The organism is Williamsia sp. Y721, assembly GCF_059683565.1.
The window spans coordinates 71,267-87,879 of sequence record NZ_JCASNH010000001.1 but is presented as its reverse complement, the minus strand read 5'-3'; the positions used below and the strand labels follow the sequence as shown (position 1 = coordinate 87,879).

The 16,613-nt window shown below is 63.7% G+C and carries 11 protein-coding genes and 1 pseudogene; 6 read left to right on the top strand and 6 right to left on the bottom strand.

Translation table 11 applies throughout. The features are described 5' to 3' along the window. Nucleotide 1: 1 nt before the first annotated feature. From AC56PL_RS00360 to AC56PL_RS00340, 5 genes are all read left to right on the top strand, one after another. Nucleotides 2–3,100, top strand: a complete 3,099-nt coding sequence (locus tag AC56PL_RS00360) for an FAD-binding and (Fe-S)-binding domain-containing protein (RefSeq protein ID WP_497152703.1) — start codon at nt 2–4, stop codon at nt 3,098–3,100. A gap of 35 nt (nt 3,101–3,135) precedes the next feature. Next, the gene (locus AC56PL_RS00355; protein WP_497153540.1) at nt 3,136–4,632 is read left to right on the top strand and encodes an NAD-dependent succinate-semialdehyde dehydrogenase; all 1,497 of its coding nucleotides are present in this window, start codon (nt 3,136–3,138) and stop codon (nt 4,630–4,632) included. A gap of 79 nt (nt 4,633–4,711) precedes the next feature. Continuing rightward, the gene (locus tag AC56PL_RS00350) at nt 4,712–5,911 is read left to right on the top strand and encodes a M24 family metallopeptidase (RefSeq protein WP_497152702.1); all 1,200 of its coding nucleotides are present in this window, start codon (nt 4,712–4,714) and stop codon (nt 5,909–5,911) included. Between the two features lie 22 nt (nt 5,912–5,933). Beyond that, complete coding sequence (locus tag AC56PL_RS00345; RefSeq protein ID WP_495514459.1) at nt 5,934–7,169, top strand: aminotransferase class I/II-fold pyridoxal phosphate-dependent enzyme; 1,236 nt, start codon at nt 5,934–5,936, stop codon at nt 7,167–7,169. 14 nt (nt 7,170–7,183) lie between these two features. Continuing rightward, nucleotides 7,184–8,380, top strand: coding sequence for a M20 family metallopeptidase (locus AC56PL_RS00340; protein WP_497153539.1), 1,197 nt, complete (start codon nt 7,184–7,186; stop codon nt 8,378–8,380). A 46-nt stretch (nt 8,381–8,426) separates the two neighbouring features. On the opposite strand, the gene AC56PL_RS00335 is transcribed toward AC56PL_RS00340, so the two are convergent. The 4 genes and pseudogenes from AC56PL_RS00335 to AC56PL_RS00320 all read right to left on the bottom strand — a co-directional run. Continuing rightward, a complete protein-coding gene (locus AC56PL_RS00335; protein WP_497152701.1) occupies nt 8,427–9,749 on the bottom strand; it encodes a M23 family metallopeptidase in 1,323 nt (440 codons plus the stop codon). 161 nt (nt 9,750–9,910) lie between these two features. Beyond that, nucleotides 9,911–11,302, bottom strand: coding sequence for an MFS transporter (locus AC56PL_RS00330; RefSeq protein WP_495514457.1), 1,392 nt, complete (start codon nt 11,300–11,302; stop codon nt 9,911–9,913). Between the two features lie 149 nt (nt 11,303–11,451). Further along, nucleotides 11,452–12,255 (bottom strand): GntR family transcriptional regulator, encoded by an 804-nt coding sequence (locus AC56PL_RS00325; RefSeq protein WP_497152700.1) that lies wholly within the window; start codon nt 12,253–12,255, stop codon nt 11,452–11,454. Beyond that, nucleotides 12,252–12,383, bottom strand: a pseudogene (locus AC56PL_RS00320) (DUF3830 family protein); the annotation flags it as partial. The gene AC56PL_RS00325 and the pseudogene AC56PL_RS00320, both read right to left, overlap by 4 nt. A gap of 381 nt (nt 12,384–12,764) precedes the next feature. On the opposite strand from AC56PL_RS00320, the gene AC56PL_RS00315 reads away from it, so the two are divergent. Continuing rightward, nucleotides 12,765–13,511 carry a GntR family transcriptional regulator gene (locus AC56PL_RS00315; RefSeq protein WP_495514455.1) on the top strand — a complete coding sequence of 249 codons (747 nt, stop codon included), beginning with the start codon at nt 12,765–12,767 and terminating at the stop codon, nt 13,509–13,511. 10 nt (nt 13,512–13,521) lie between these two features. On the opposite strand, the gene AC56PL_RS00310 is transcribed toward AC56PL_RS00315, so the two are convergent. Together AC56PL_RS00310 and AC56PL_RS00305 are read right to left on the bottom strand one after the other, a co-directional pair. Then, nucleotides 13,522–14,715 carry an amidase gene (locus AC56PL_RS00310; RefSeq protein WP_497152699.1) on the bottom strand — a complete coding sequence of 398 codons (1,194 nt, stop codon included), beginning with the start codon at nt 14,713–14,715 and terminating at the stop codon, nt 13,522–13,524. Nucleotides 14,716–14,792: 77 nt separating this feature from the next. Next, nucleotides 14,793–16,613 carry a hydantoinase B/oxoprolinase family protein gene (locus AC56PL_RS00305; RefSeq protein ID WP_495514453.1) on the bottom strand — a complete coding sequence of 607 codons (1,821 nt, stop codon included), beginning with the start codon at nt 16,611–16,613 and terminating at the stop codon, nt 14,793–14,795.

Genomic DNA, 16,613 nt, shown 5'->3' with positions numbered 1-16,613 from the left:
CATGGACTTGGCCCCCTCCCCCGACCATATCTGCGCTGACCTGACCGCTCTCGGCCTGAGCGCCGATGCCTCATCGCGTCGGCGAACCGAATACGCGTATGACGCGTCGAACTATCGCCTGCGACCGCTGGTTGTGGTGTTTCCTCGCAGCGCTTCCGAGGTTGCGAAGGTTGCCGCGTATTGCCATCGCAACGAGCTCACCCTGACCGCACGTGGTGGTGGAACGGGCATGGGCGGGAACGCGATCGGCACCGGGGTGATCCTCGACTTCTCGCGCCACCTGAACCACACACTGGACGTGGATGCCGAACAACGTACGGCGGTCGCCCAGGCCGGGATCGTCCTGACCACGTTGCAGGGCGAGGTCCGCAAAGCCACCGGCGGCTCGCTCACGTTTGCCCCCGACCCGTCGAGCCAATCACGGGCAACCCTGGGCGGTGCCATCGCCAACGACGCGTGCGGCAATCATTCGGTCCGTCACGGCCGCACCACCGATCACGTCGAATCACTGCACCTGGTCACCGCGGATGGACTGCAACTGACCGCCACCCGCACCGGACTGGTTGCCACTGACCCATCAGACCCAGCCGCGACCCACCGCGCTGCCGAACTCTCGACGCGCCTGCGCGAACTGACGTCGTCGCATCTGGGCGCGATTCGGACCGAGATGGAGCGCATACCACGTCAGGTCTCTGGCTATCACCTCGCAAAACTTCTGCCGGAGAACGGTTTCGACGTAGCGCGGGCACTCGTCGGCACCGAGGGAACCTGCGCGATCGTCGTGTCGGCCACCGTCCGGCTGGTCCCGTCGGCCACCCGCCCACTGCTGCTCGCCCTCGGCTACCGCAACGTGGTCGACGCCGCCCGCGACGTACCAACCCTCCTCGAGTTCACCCCGTCCGCGATCGAAGGAATAGACGAACGGATCGTCGCGACCATGCGGGCCCGCCGCGGCGACGACTCGATCCTCGGCCTACCCGACGGAAATGCCTGGCTCTACGTCGATCTCGACGAAGAAAGCGCCCAGACATGGTCAAGCTCCGCCTCCGGCTTCGACGAAACACGGTCGAGCTCCGCCTCCGGCTTCGACGAAACACGGTCGAGCTCCGCCTCCGGCTTCGTCTCCGCAAGCCCTGCCGAAGTCGCAGCAGAACTATTGACCAAACTCCGCACCAACGGCCGCCTCGTCGACGGACGCACTGTCCCGGACCCATCGCAGCGACTCTCACTCTGGCGAATACGCGAGGACGGCGCCGGACTCTCGTCGAGACTGGTCGATCCCGAGGACGTCGCGCCCGAAGAAGGCGGACACGGCGGATCCTATGAATCCTGGCCCGGCTGGGAGGATTCCGCCGTGGCACCGGAGAACCTGGCCGAGTATCTCGAGGGGTTCGAGCAACTCCTCGACCGGCATGGTCTGACAGGCGTGATGTACGGGCACTTCGGTGCCGGCTGCATGCACGTGCGCATCACGTTCGATCTCCGCAGCGCGGCGGGTCGCGCCACGATGCGCCGCTTCTGCACCGAGGCAGCAGAATTGGTTGTCGCGCATGGCGGTTCGCTCTCCGGCGAACACGGAGACGGCCGGTCCCGTTCAGAGTTCCTGCCGATCATGTACTCACCCGAGCTCATCTCGGCGTTCTCCGACTTCAAGAGGATCTGGGATCCGGCAGGCATCCTCAACCCCGGCAGCATTGTCGACCCGGATCGGATCGATGACAATCTCGCACTCGCCGATGTACCGGACCGGCGCTGGAGGACCACATTCGATCTCGGGACACCCGGCCTTGCCGACGGCGGCAAACCCGGCCTCGACCCGTTTGTGCATGCCGTTCAGGGATGCATCGGCGTCGGGCGATGCCGATCGGCGTCCGGTGGCGTGATGTGTCCGAGCTTTCGCGCCACCGGAGACGAGAAGGACTCCACCCGCGGCCGGGCCCGGGTGCTCCAGGAGATGGTCCGCACCGCACCGGACATCAAAGCGGGCTGGCGCGATGAGGATTCGCGGGAAGCCCTCGACCTGTGCCTGTCGTGCAAGGCCTGTTCCACCGATTGCCCGGTCGGGGTCGACATGGCCACCTACAAGTCGGAGTTCTTCTCCAACTACTACCGGGGCCGGGTGCGACCTCTGTCGCACTACTCACTGGGGTGGATGCCTGCCTGGCTGAAAGCCGCTGCGCCCCTGGCACCGCTGATCAACAGATCACTGTCCGGACCCCTTGCCCGGGTTGCCGCGAAAGCCGGTGGCATCGATCCCCGGCGCACCATGCCTGCGTTCTCGACTCGTAAACAGGTGCGGGCCTCGATGTCCGGGCTCGGGATCGATCCGTCAGCCGACACCGTCCTCTTCGTCGATTCGTTCACCAAGGCATTCCGGCCGCAGGTGGCGGCCGCGGTCGCCGACGTGCTTGGCAGCGCCGGGCGGACGGTCAGTTGCGAGTCGGACAACTGCTGTGGACTGACCTGGATCTCCACCGGCCAACTCGGACGCGCGAAGAAGGTGCTCGAACGCACCGCACTTGCGCTCGATGACGGGACCGGCCGGCCGATCGTCGTCCCCGAGCCGAGTTGCGCTGCCGCCCTGCGCAAGGACCTCCCCGAGCTCGTGCACACCGACGCGGCCAAACGGGTTGCCGCCCGGGTCCGCAGCTTTGCCACAGAGATCGGAGCGCTCCTCGACAACGGATGGCAGCCACCGATTCCACTCCCCGCCGAAGTGACGGTCCAGACCCACTGCCACGAATACGCCACATTCGGACCGAATACCCAAACCTCGGTGCTGAGCCGCCTCGGTGCCACCACCGTCCACCAGGCCGACGGTTGCTGCGGCGTGGCAGGCAACTTCGGCTTCGAGAAGGGCCACTACGACGTCAGCATGCGGGTGGCCGAGCAGGCCCTCGCGCCGGCCCTGCGAACGCGAGCCGCCCACACCCCGGTACTGACCGATGGATTCAGTTGCGCGATGGCGGTTTCGCATCTCGCCGCCACCGACGCAACCGTTCCCGAGGTCCGATCCGTGCATCTGGCCGAATTACTCGCCCCCGCAACACCCGCAGCCGACACCCCGCAACAGAGCACGATTGAAGGAGGTACACCGTGAGCGCGTCCCCAGTACTGAGTACGGACCGAAAGGCTCTGGCCGCCGGTCTCATCGGATCGATTCCCACCGCACTGTTCATCGACGGGCAGTGGGTACCGGCAGCATCCGGCGAAACCTTCGACGTCGTCAACCCGGCCACCGGTCAGCGAATCGCGAAGGTCGCCAAGGGCGGAGCTGCCGACGCCGCAGCCGCGATCAACAGCGCAGCCAAACATCAGAAGGCCTGGGCCGCGACATCTCCTCGCGAGCGCAGCGAGATCTTGCGCCGAGCATATGAACTGATCCTCGCCCGGCAGGATGATCTGGCCCTGATCATGACCACCGAGATGGGCAAGCCGCTGGCCGAGGCCAAGGGTGAGGTCGCCTACGCCGCAGAGTTCTTCCGGTGGTTCTCCGAGGAGGCGGTGCGAATCGACGGCGGCCACACCACCACCGGCGATGGCCGCAATCGCATCATCGTCACCAAAGAGCCGGTGGGGCCGTGCATTTTGATCACGCCGTGGAACTTCCCGCTGGCAATGGGTACCCGCAAGATCGGTCCGGCCATCGCCGCCGGGTGCACCATGGTGTTCAAACCCGCCGAACTGACTCCGCTGACCGCTCTTGCCCTGACCGAGATCCTCACCATCGCCGGACTACCGGCGGGTGTCCTGAACATCGTGACCACGGACGAGCCGGGCTCGGTTGTCGAGACCTGGATGGACAGCGGACTGGCCCGCAAGGTCAGCTTCACCGGTTCCACCCAAGTCGGAAAACTGCTGCTGGAACAGGCATCCCGAACGGTGATGCGGACATCGATGGAACTCGGCGGCAACGCACCGTTCATCGTCTGTGAAGATGCAGACCTCGACAAGGCCGTCGACGGTGCAATGGTGGCGAAGATGCGCAACATGGGTGAGGCGTGCACCGCGGCCAACCGATTGTTCGTGCACCGCAGCGTCGCCGGCGAGTTCGCCACCCGGTTGGCCGCGAGGATGGGGGCACTGCGGGTCGGTGACGGTGCCGAAGACGGCACCGACGTCGGGCCACTGGTGGAACGCAAAGCGGTCGACAAGGTTCGGGAGCTCGTCGCCGACGCCGTCAGCCGTGGCGCCGAGGTGCTCTGTGGAGAGGGGTCGAGCTCCGCCTCCGGCTCCGTCTCCGGTGGCGGTTCGGACGGATCAGAGACCGAGGGCTACTTCTACCCGCCGACGGTGTTGTCCGATGTTGACCCGCAGTCGGCACTGATGGGCACCGAGATCTTCGGTCCGGTCGCGCCCGTCATCCCCTACGACACGGAAGACGAGGTCCTGGAGTTGGCCAATGACACCCCCTGGGGTCTGGTCGGCTACCTGTTCACCCAGGACATCGACCGCGGACTGCGGATGTCCGCCGGACTGGAGGTAGGGATGGTGGGCCTGAACACCGGCCTGGTCTCGAATCCCGCGGCACCATTCGGTGGCGTCAAGCAATCGGGCCTGGGCCGCGAGGGTGGACGGGTCGGCATCGACGAATTCCTCGAGATCAAATACCTGGCGATTCCACGGACTTGATAATCCGGCAGCGAAATCCAGACGGCACCAGGGCGATTCGACAGCAAGACGATTCGACAGCAGAGGGAGGTGTGAACAGATGTATCTAGGATCCCAGTTGTTCAGCGACACCGAGTACCAGACCCGGCTCACCGGGGTACGAACCCTGATGGACCGCCAGGGTTTGTCGGCGATCATCGTGACCGACCCGGCGAACATCTTCTATCTCATCGGGTACAACGCCTGGTCGTTCTACACACCGCAGATGCTGTTCGTGCCGATGGACGGCGACATGGTGTTCTTCGCGCGGGAGATGGACGCCCACGGCGCCCACCGCACCACCTGGCTGCCGCCCGAGCAGATCGTCGGATACCCGGAAAACTATGTGCACCGGCCACATGTTCATCCGTTCGACTGGGTTGCATTTGCGCTGCGCCAGCGGCATCTCATCGCACCCGCGTCACGGGGCGGCTCGGTGGGGCTGGAGATGGATTCACACTTCTTCTCACCCAAGGCATATCGCGCGTTGGTCAATGCGATACCCGAGTGGAAGCTCGTCGACTGCTTCGAACTCGTCAACTGGGTGCGCTCCGTCAAGTCCGATGCGGAGATCCAGTTGATGCGCCAAGCCGGAATGGTGTGCTCGGAGGCGATGCGCGCCGCCATCGACACCATCGGCATCGGTGTGCGCCAATGTGATGCGGCAGCGGCCATCTCGCAGGCGCAGATCACCGGCACCGACAAGTTCGGTGGCGACTATCCGGCGATCGTCCCGATGATGCCCACCGGAGCGGCCGCCGACACCCCACACCTGACCTGGAATCAGGGCACGTTCGTCCGTGGTGAGGCGGTGGTCGTCGAACTCAGCGGAGCCCACAACCGATACCACTGCCCACTGGCCCGCACGGTGGCCCTGGGCCCGGTCGACAAAGACGTCGACTACGTCGCGGGTGCCACCGCCGAAGGCCTCAACAATGTTCTCGACGCCATCGCCCCGGGCGTGGCCACCCGCGAACTCGCATCGACCTGGAACTGGACCCTCGCGAAGTACGGCCTCGAAAAACATTCCCGGCTCGGCTATTCCATCGGCATCGGATATCCACCGGACTGGGGTGAGCGGACCATCAGTATCCGCACCGAGGACGAAACCTTCCTCCAGGAGAACATGACCTTCCACATCGTCTGCGGCATGTGGATGGACGGCTACGGATTCGAACTGTCCGAATCGGTACGCGTCAGCGCCACCGGCGTGGAGACATTCACCAGCTTCCCCAGAGAACTGATCAGGAAAGCGAGCTGATCGGAAAGTGAGAGGAAAACGCATGACCGCAACCGAACTCCCGCTCGCGGGCGCACCCACATTCCCACTCGCCGACCGGGCCAAGGATCTGGTGGGATCGATGATCGATTCGTCGACATCGCTTCTCGCCGCGCAAAAACACGACATCGTGCGCTTCGCCATGGGCTCGCCTGCCGACGAAGCGGTACCGGCCGACGAATTCCGCGAGATCGCAGGCAGCATCCTCGATCACACGTCGTTCACCTACGGGGCCTCCGAGGGCGAACCGCGATTGCTGGACCTGCTGGTGAAATACCTTGCAGGCACACCGGATCCGTCCAGTGAGGATCGTCTTGTCATCACGACCGGCGGCATGCAGGGACTCGACCTGGCCTGCAAGTTGTTCATCGATCCCGGCGATCTGGTGATCACCGAATCCCCCACGTACACCAACGGCAGTGCCACCGCGTTGTCATACGGCGCGCAGCTCCTCGAAGTTCCGGTCGACGACGAGGGCATGCTGGTCGACCGGCTCCCCGACCTCGTCGCCCGCACCGGTCGCACGCCCAAGGCCATCTATACGATCCCCAACTTCCAGAATCCGTCGGGTGTGACGTTGTCGCTGGAGCGGCGCAAGGCCCTGCTCGAACTGGCCCACAAGTGGGGCGCGGTCATCATCGATGACGATCCCTATGCGCTGCTTCGGTTTTCCGGTGAAGACATCCCCACATTCCGGACCCTGAGTCCCGACGACCCGTTGCTGTTTTCCGTGCGGACGTTCTCGAAGATCCTGGCGCCCGGGTGGCGCGTGGGCTGGGTCGACGCAGATCCGGCGTTGCGGCAGCTGCTGATCAACGGCAAGCAGGCGATGGACACGTGCACCAACGTCCCGAACCAGCACATCGTCGCCGAATACATCTCGCGCGGCGGCCTCGATGCCCACCTGGTCTCCCTGCGCAGCCTCTACCGAATCCGGCGTGACGCCATGATCTCGTCCCTGAACAGGCATCTCGGCGAAGACTTCTCGACCACCAACCCGGACGGCGGCTTCTTCCTGTGGGTCACGCTGGCGGGCCGATACGCCGAGGTCGATACCCGCGAACTCTTCGAGATCGCGCTGGCACAGGGCGTGGCGTTCATCCCCGGTCCCGCGCTCTCCCCCGGCGGACACTTCGGCAACGCACTGCGACTGTGTTTCGCATCGAGTACGCCGGACCGGATCGATGTGGGTGTTCGCCGATTGAAGAGTGCGCTGGATCTGGCGGTGGCCGCCTCGTGACGGACCTCTCGGGTATCGCCACGTCGGCAGCCGTCTCCGCCATCGAGACACAGGTGCTCGCGCTGATCGACGAATCAGAACTCGTCACCCTGACCCGATCACTGATCGATGCCGGCGGTGAGAACCCGGGCGGTACCGAGCAATTGACCGTCGAGGTACTCGAACAAGCCGCCCGGTCACTGGGGCTCGACACGGCGACCTGGGACGTCGAACCCGGACGGCCGAATCTGACGATCACCACCACCGGAACAGGTAGCGGACCCGGACTGTTGATCCTCGGGCATTCGGATGTCGTTCCGGCCGGAGAGGGGTGGTCCCGTCCTCCGTTCGAATCCGAGGTCGACGAAGGACGCATCTACGGCCGCGGTTCGACCGACATGAAAGGCGGTCTGGCAGCGGCACTGATCGCGATGGCAGCGCTCACCCGTTCGGGCCATCAGCTGCCCGGACCGGTTCAGTTGGCCTGCACGGTTGATGAAGAGGATCTGGGAATCGGTATCCGCGACTTCGTCACCCGCAGTCCGGCGCATACCTTTGCCGGATGCGTGGTGGCCGAGCCGACCGATCTGGAAACCGTGATCGCCTGCCGCGGGGCGTCGTACCTCGAAGTTCGGATAACCGGCCGCGCAGCGCATTCCGGTCGGCCCTCCGATGGCCGCAATGCCATCGATGCCGCCGCCGCGATCATCGACCTGGTTCGAGTCAACCAGCGCACGCTGTCACAGCGGCTTGACCCGCTCTTGGGCTGCGGTAGCTGGAACACCGGACTCATCGCCGGCGGGCAGGGCATTTCAGTGGTCGCGCCGACCGCCACCGTCAGCTTCGATCGCCGGTTGATGCCCGACGAAGACGCTCACGAGGTCGCCGACTGGCTGCGCAGCGCGATCACCGAGACGGGTATCGATCGCGACGGCATCACTGTCGAGGTCGAGGTCACCATGGCCATGCCGGGTTTCGAGACCGACCCAGCCCATCGGCTGGTCTCCCACGCCTCCGCGGCGGTGGTCGACGCCGGCGGTAGCACCACCATCACCGGATGGACGGCCGCCTGCGACGGCGGATTCATCAGTCGCGACCTCGGCATCCCGGCCATCGTGCTGGGTCCGGGCGGGCTGGGCGACCAGGCCCACCGACCCGACGAGTCGGTGCCGATCGCCGAATTGGTCACTGCTGCGAAGACTTACGCCCTCCTGGCGTTACGTTTGCTCTGAGCCGGGCATTTTCGGCACGAAGGGCCGCTCGGTTTGCAGCGCGGATTCAGTCGGCCTTCGGGAAATCCACGATCGCGAGATTCAGCGGGAGCTCGTCCTTGCGGGGTTCGGGGCTGCCGAGTTTGCCCTGCAGGAAGGTTCCGGTCAGGTAGTTGTCGGCGTCGGCGATCTGCTGCGGTGCCACCTGGCCGTCGTAGTCGAAGCTCTTGAACACGTAGGGCAATGAGTCCGATCCGAGCAGACTCGGTCCGTTCATGAGCTGAAAGTGCAGATGCGATGCGTTGGCGTTGCCGGTGTTACCCAGCTTTCCGATGACCTGCCCTTCGGTCACCTTGTCGCCGGGTTTGACCGTCAACGATCCGGAGATCATGTGCGCGTACATGGCATACACACCACCACCGAGATCGAGGATCACGTGGTTGCCGTCAACGTTTTCGACCGTCAGTTTTGCTGCAAGTGTCGGGTCGCTGGCCGGCAGGATTCCGGGCGCATTCGCCTCGAGCCCGTCGAGAACGGAGACCACCGTTGCGTCGGCGACGGCAAGGATCTCACTCCCGTAGTCGACATAACTCTCGTTGTTGGTCTTGTCTCCGGTGTAGAACTCGCCCTGGTCGTTGACCCGCTTCCAGTCGATCGCGAAGCGCTGGCTGTTGTTGAGTTTTCCGTTGAGCGACATCAGCGAACTGCGGTGCGGAAACCCGGGCTCGCAGCATCCGTTGAGCGCGATCCAGTTGGTGCCATGCACCGGTGGTGAGATGACCGGCACGGTCTGGGTGGAAAGCGCCAGCGGAGTGGTCACGTAGTTGATCGGTCCCGGAGCGCCGAAAGCAGGTGAGGCAGCACCGGTCCCGTACAGATGATGCAGGAGTGTCTTCGGCGCGTCGGTGAGGGAGTCGAGGGTGAAGTCGATGAACACGACCCTGCTCTCCTGCGGCGCAATCGCATTGCTGTCGACGTAACCCGCGGGCAGGTCGCGCAGCCGGTTGCAGTCACCGTACTCACACGTCGGATCGACGAGCGCTGTGCCGGAGAAACTCGCGATGACCTTTGCCGGGTCCGAGGCGTCGACGACGTCGATCTTCTCCAGGGTCGAGGGCACCGCGGTGGCGTTGGTGAGCTGCAGATCGTAGGCGACGTGGTACTTGCCGTCCGTACCCAGGAACGGAAGCGGCGAGTTGCCGATGGTGTTCACCGTGATTGCGGTGAACGCGTCCGGAACAGTGACTCCGGCGACCGAACCGGCAGGCGGGGGCGCCGTCGTTGTGTTGGTGGAGTCGGCGGCGTCCGAATCCGATGAGCAGCCGGAGGCGACCAACGCGACCGAGACCACGAGTGAGGCAATGATGGTGGGTACGCGGCTTACTCTCACGAAATACTCCGGTTTCTAGAAGTTGGCCCGAAACATACCAGTTGGCATTCTTTCTGATCAAAAGTCAGACAAATCCCCTGCCTGCGCACTTCTTCAATGCATGAGAAAACGGGGCTCGATCGCCAATTGGCGATCGAGCCCCGTGTGAATCCGTCAGTCACTCAGAGTGAATCGGCGGTCAGCTTTCGCTCGACCTCGGTTTCCTCTCCCGGAACTTCTGTCCCGCGAATCGAAACGCCTGCGGTCTCGCGCAAGAATGGCAGCGCGATCATGCCAATGGCACAGGCCAACATCATGTAGCCGGCCGGGAACAGTTCCCAGCCCTCGTTGGCCGTCACCGCGTCGTTGATCAGCGGCGCGGTACCACCGAACGCAGCCGTGGCCACGTTGTAGGAGATGGCGAATCCGGCGTAGCGCACCTGGGTGGGGAACATCGCCGGGAATGTTGCCGAGATCGTCGCCAACTGGGGGATGTACAAGAGTCCCAACACCAGGAATCCGATGATGGCCCAGCCGAATCCCTGTCCCATCAACCAGTACATCGGCAACGCGAACACGAAGAGTCCGATCAGAGAACCCCACCACATGGGTTTTCGCCCGATCTTGTCCGACCAGGCCCCGAAGAACGGAATGCAGGCCATCATCGCGAGCTCACCGATCAGGATGACCATGGTCCCGGTCTTCTCGGACATGCCGATGGTGGTTTTCAGGTAGGTCGGCTGGTAGGCGAGCAACGTGTAATTGGCCACGTTGAGAGCGATCACCAAACCGAACATCACCACAATGGGCTGCCAGTAATTCGTCAGCAGGTCCTTGAACGCCTGCCACGGCGAACCCTCGATCTGGTCTTTGTCCTCCATCTCGGTGAACACCGGGGTGTCGTTCATCTGACTGCGCAGATACAGGCCGATCAAACCCAGGGGCAGGGCGAACAGGAATGGCACCCGCCAGCCCCACTCATACATCTGATCGTCACTGAGGAACAGCTCCAAGACCAGCACGAAAGCGGTACCCATCACGAACCCGCCGAGCGTTCCGAACTCGAGGAAGCTGCCGTATTTGCCACGCTTCTTGTCGGGCGCATACTCGGCCATGAATGTTGCGGCACCGCCGTATTCACCACCGGTCGAGAAGCCCTGGACCACCCGCAATGAAATCAGCAGGATGGGAGCCCATACTCCGGCGACCGCATGCGATGGCAACAGACCGATCAGGGCGGTGGCGCCGGAGATCAGCAGAATGGTCATGGCCAACACTGCTTTTCGGCCGATACGATCACCGATCGGACCCCAGACCATGCCACCGAGCGGACGGAGCGCGAACGAGACGGCAAAGCCGAGCATCGTGCCGATCGTGCCGAGATCCCCCGGAAAGAATGCCTGGGTCAGATAGGTGGTGGTAGCGGCATAGACGCCGTAGTCATACCATTCGGTCGCGTTGCCGATAGCGGACGCGCCAATTGCCTTGCGTAATAGCTTCTTGCCTTCCGGCGAATCCGGGTCCGGGAAACCCGGTGGTACTGCGGACGTTGTTTTCTGTAAATCTGGGCTCATCGATACCTCCCTCAAAACTGAAGACATTCAATCGATCTCGGTGTCTTCGAGGCCCACAAAAGCATCTACTCCCGGTTCTTGAAAGCAGAAATAACAATCGTGTCTTCTGTGACTTCCTCCTCAGGGGGTTGATCAGCGCCAGTCGCCGATCAGCTACGTGAACCCGGTAGCGGGTTCACGGGTACGTTGGGGCTCGGATCGATGGCCGCGCCGGGAAACTGCGACACCGCACCCGGTTCGGCAATGATTCGATTGAGCCCATCTCGCATGTGCTCGATCATTACATCATCTGCAGCCTTCATGTCACGCGCCTCGATCGCTTCGACGATCCGGCGGTGTTCAGCGATCCGTTCCTGCGCCGACACATACGTCCCGCGCATCGCACCGAGACACATACGGGTCTCCACCAGAATCGTCTCGTGCAGCCGCGACAGTCGCGGACTACCAGAGAGTTCGACAAGCGTGTGGTGAAAAGCCATGTCCGCGTCCGCGATCTGCGGACCGTTCGGATCATCGGCATATCGTTCCATCTCGCTGACACAGTCGGCGAGCACCCCGGCCGCCTCGTCGGGAGTTCGCAGGATCACCTGTTCGAGCGCGGCCCGTTCCACCGCGGTGCGGGCCACGTACATGTCACGTATGTCGTCATCGTCCATGGTGATCACAAACAGGCCGCGGTTACGGTGGCTGACCAGCAGGCCTTCCTGGGTGAGCCGCTGCATCGCCTCGCGAAGCGGGCCACGACTGACTCCGAGTTCGGCGGCAAGCCCGGATTCTGTCAGCTGGCAGCCCGGCGGAAAGTCTCCACTCGCGATCGCATTACGCAACTGTCGCGCAATGATCGCCGGCGTCGATTCCTGGACCAGCGGCTGGAGGACGCGGGAACGCGCCGAGCGCTTGCGAGCCGGTCCCGGACGGGCCGAAAATGGAGGTTTTGTGGGGTCGGACATCATTCCACCCTTTGATAGGTCAATGTTCCACCGCGTGCGACGCCCATCGAGCCATCATTGCAGGCCGCCGCGAACTCCCCGAGACCCTCCTCGATCGTCGCCAAGACATCACCTGGCACCCAGCCGACATCATTCCCGGACCCCGTTTCGGTCTGGGCGAGTGTGTAGTCGACCGGCGAGGTTTCGTCACCGCCGTAGAGAACTTGCAGGTCAGTGGCGCCGAGACCGCGAAGTCCCCAGTTCTGTCGCATATCCACGGTGCGGTGTTCACCTCCGTCCGGCTGCCGACTTCACATCTTGGTAGATTGTTGACAATTAACCGTAAGGTACCGGGCGGGCAAAAGTCCACGCAACGCCGACCCCGATTCGCCTCGGACAAGCCGATGAGACGAACTGATTCATCAGTTCTCGCCACCGTTGGCATGCTGCAACCCGGCAACGTCGAGTGCCTTTGACGACGCATGACTCGGCTAAGCTGATCAAGTAAAGCAGTGCTCGATCAATGATCGGAAGTGATTGTGCCAGAGGACCTTCAGCGTTCAGCGGATCCTGCGTACGCGGTGCTGGCAAACGCGATCCGCAAGCGCATCATCTCGGGTGAACTACAGCCCGGCGCACGCCTGCCGACCGAAGCCGAGCTGCGCAGCGAATACGGGGTCGGCCAGAGCACCGTCCGCGAGGCAATTCGGTCCCTGGCCAGCCAGAATCTGGTCCACACCACCCGCGGGGTCACCGGCGGAACCTTCGTATCGGTCCCCAGCATCGGTCACATCAGCGCGCACATCGAAACCGGCGTCACCCTTCTGACCGCTGCATCGGCGGTGACCGTCGATCAGCTGATGGAGGTGCGTCAGCTCATCGAGGTGCCTGCCGCAGGCGTCGCGGCCTACCGGCACACCGAAGCGCAGCTGGACGAACTACGCGCCACCATCTTCGACCCGTCCGGCACCATCGGCCCGGAGACATACGAAAAAAACCAGGGTTTTCACCTGGTGCTGCTGCGCGCAGCGAACAATCCGCTCCTCGAGCTGGTCACCGCACCCGTGTTCCGGGTCCTCGGAAGCCGATTCGGGCGAGAATCGGCCCCCGAGGGGTTCTTCACCTGTGTCGCCGACGATCACGGCGCGATTCTTGATTCATTCGAGCGACGCGACTCGATCACCACGATGAACCTCATGCGACGTCATCTCGATCACCTCGGCGATGCCTACAAGCAGATGGACCTTCTGCTCACCGATCCCGATCGGCCTACTCGTTGATGCTGATTGCCTACTCGTTGATGCTGAACACATTGAGCGGCGGAACTTTTCGCTGCCATGCGATCTGATCCTGAAGAACCTGTGCCACCGCGAACAGCAACTTTTCACCGCTGCGCGCAGCGGTGAGTTGCGCGCCGATGGGCATACCCGAAGTGGGATGAAAGCCGACCGGAACACTCAGTGTCGGCCCGTCGTGCAGCGACCACGGATAGCTCAGTTGACCCATCCGACGAGACTGTGCGATCACGTCGTCTCCACCTGCGATGTGTGGAACATCGACCGGAAGTGTCGGCGTGAGAACAACATCGATGCCGGTGAAGTACTCGCGCATTCTGGCGCGGAAAAGATCCCGTCGCCCGAGAGCCTCTTCCTTGGTCGCCGCCGAGATCGTCAGCCCCTGCGAGATTCGCGCGCGAGTCGCCTCCTGAAACAGCTCCGGGTGATCGCGCAACCGAGTCCGATGCAGGTCGGCGAGGTCGGCGTAGATGATCGTGTAGACGATGTCCTGCGCATCTTCCATACCCGCGAGCGGGTCATGAATGACGCTGTGTCCCATGTCTTCCAACATCCGGCCGGTATCGGCGACCGCCGCCAGGATCGCCGGATCGACGTCGTCGGTGATGAACGGAATCGGCATCGCGATCCGCAGACCGTCCGGCATGGCAACATTCGGGGTCGGCGCCAGCACGTCGAAGACCGCCTTGACCTGCTCCACCGACCGGGCCAGCGGTCCAACGGTGTCGAATGACGAACTGACCGGAAAGATGCCGGCGGTGTCGATGAGGCCGAGCGATGGCCGTAGTCCGACCACGCCACATGCCGACGCGGGCAGTCGGATCGAACCGCCGGTGTCGGTCCCGAGCGCCACATCGACAAGCCCCGCGGCCACCGCAGCTGCGGAGCCGCCACTCGAACCGCCCGGAACCCTGCTCGGGTCCCACGGATTACGCGGGCCACCCGCTGCCGAATTCTGCGACGTCACCCCGACGGCGAACTCCGCCATGTTCAACGTGGCGGTGATCTGGGCGCCTGCCGCGCGCAGACGCTGCACCACCGAGGCGTCGCGCGCCGCAACCCGCTCGGCGAAAAACGCTGACGCGCAGGTCGAACGGACACCGGCGATCTCGATGTTGTCCTTGACGCCGATACGAACACCTGCCAGTGGCCCGGTGACCGCAGGAGTCGGATCAACCCAGGTGATCACCGAATTGACGGTGTCATCGACGTCTCGGGCTTCGCGGGCGGTGCCGGCTTCATCGCCGGCACCGCCCTGCGAGAGATTCAGCTCGCCACCTTGGCGCCACGCAGTTTCGCGGTCTCGGCGTCGTTGACAATCCACTTGTCGGTGTCGACGACGACGCCGTAGTCACGACGTGCGTCTTCGGCCGTCAGGTACTCGTCCCAGACGTCCGACAACACCGCAAAGGCGTCCCGCTCGAAAGGATCACCGAATCCGCCACCCGAGGGCATCTTGATCTCCAGGGTTTCCCCGGCCCGGATGACTTCCTGGGTGACCTTGGAGTACAACACTTCTTCCCGATCGGTGCCCGGGTTACGGGTGAACGATCCGGATGTTCCGTTGAAGCCGCCCAGGGCTCCGGCCGGTGGGTCGTTGCGGTTGTCCGCCTCCGAGCCGAGGAAGGTGTCGGTCTCCATCAGCCAGGTACGGACGCTGCCGATGCCACCGCGCCATTTACCCGGCGCCGGGGCCTCATCGCGGAGCTCGTAGCGCTCTGCACGCATCGCGTGATTGAGCTCGAGTTCCTCGATCGGGTTGTTACGGGTGTTCGCCATCAACGTGTCGACGGCGTCCATCCCGTCCTTGCCGTTACGCGCACCGTAGGAGCCCTCGTTGATCTCGATGTAGACCCAGTACGACTCACCGTCGGCGGCCACACCCGAATACGCGATGGCACACAGCGCCGCCGACGAACCGGCGATCGCCCGGTCCGGAAGTACCGGCGCCAGTGCGAGGTTGATCGAGTCGAAGATCCGGTTGACCTGAGAGAACCGCGCAAAACACGATGCCGGGAAGTCCGGGTTGAAGATCGTGCCTTCGGGTGCGTAGGCCTTCACCGGCCGGAAGCAACCGTCGTTCTGGGGCACGAACTCCTCGGTGAGTTCCTCGTCGAGGAGGATGGTCCGGATCGCGCTGACCGCCACCGGCAGTACCGAACCCTCGAACGGAACGTTGAAGGCCGTGGGGACCTGGGGGTTGGACCCGGTCAGGTCGATGAGGACGTTGTCGCCGTCGACCTGCACGCGAACGGCAACCGCCACCGGCTCGCCGCGGTTCTTGCCGTCATCGTCGAGGTAGCCGACCGGGGCCTCGTAGCTGCCATCCGGGATCTCGCGAATCTTGGCGCGCAGCATGGACTCTGAATAGTCCATCCACCGCTCGGCCGCGCTCATCACGATGTCGAGGCCGTACTTCTCCAACAGTTCGACAAAACGCTTCTCACCGATGCGCGAGCACGCGATCAGCGCTTCGAGGTCGCCGCGGTTCTGCTCGGGGGTGCGGACGTTGTCCAGGATGTGCTGGATCAGCATCTCGTTGCGGACGCCGGCGTCATAGATCTTCATCGAATCCATGAGCTTGCCCTCGGCCCAGACGTCCACGACGTCCATGCACAGGCCCGGGAAGTTGCCGCCGATATCCGAGACGTGCCCGGTGCAGCCGGCGAAGCCGATGTGCTGGCCCTCCCAGAAGATCGGGATCACCACACCGTAGTCCGGTGAGTGCGCCGCACCGTGATACGGATGGTTGTGCAGCACAACATCACCCGGGTTGTAAGTGCCGGCAAGTTTGCGGTTGATGCCCCGGATGTACGCGGGGATCGAACCACAGTGCATCGGAGTCGAATCCGACTCGCACAGTTCACGGCCGTTGACATCGAAGATGCCGGCACCGAGGTCTTCGGATTCCCGGATCAGGCTGGAGTACGCCATCCGGTAGAGCACCTGGGCCATTTCCTTGGCCATCGAGTTCAGGGCACCGCCGATCACGCGCAATGTGATCGGGTCGACCTCGACATCGTTCCAGGTGCGGTGGCCCTCCGCTGCCAGCGAGACACCGGTTTTGGGCATCAGGGTCTTGGCCAT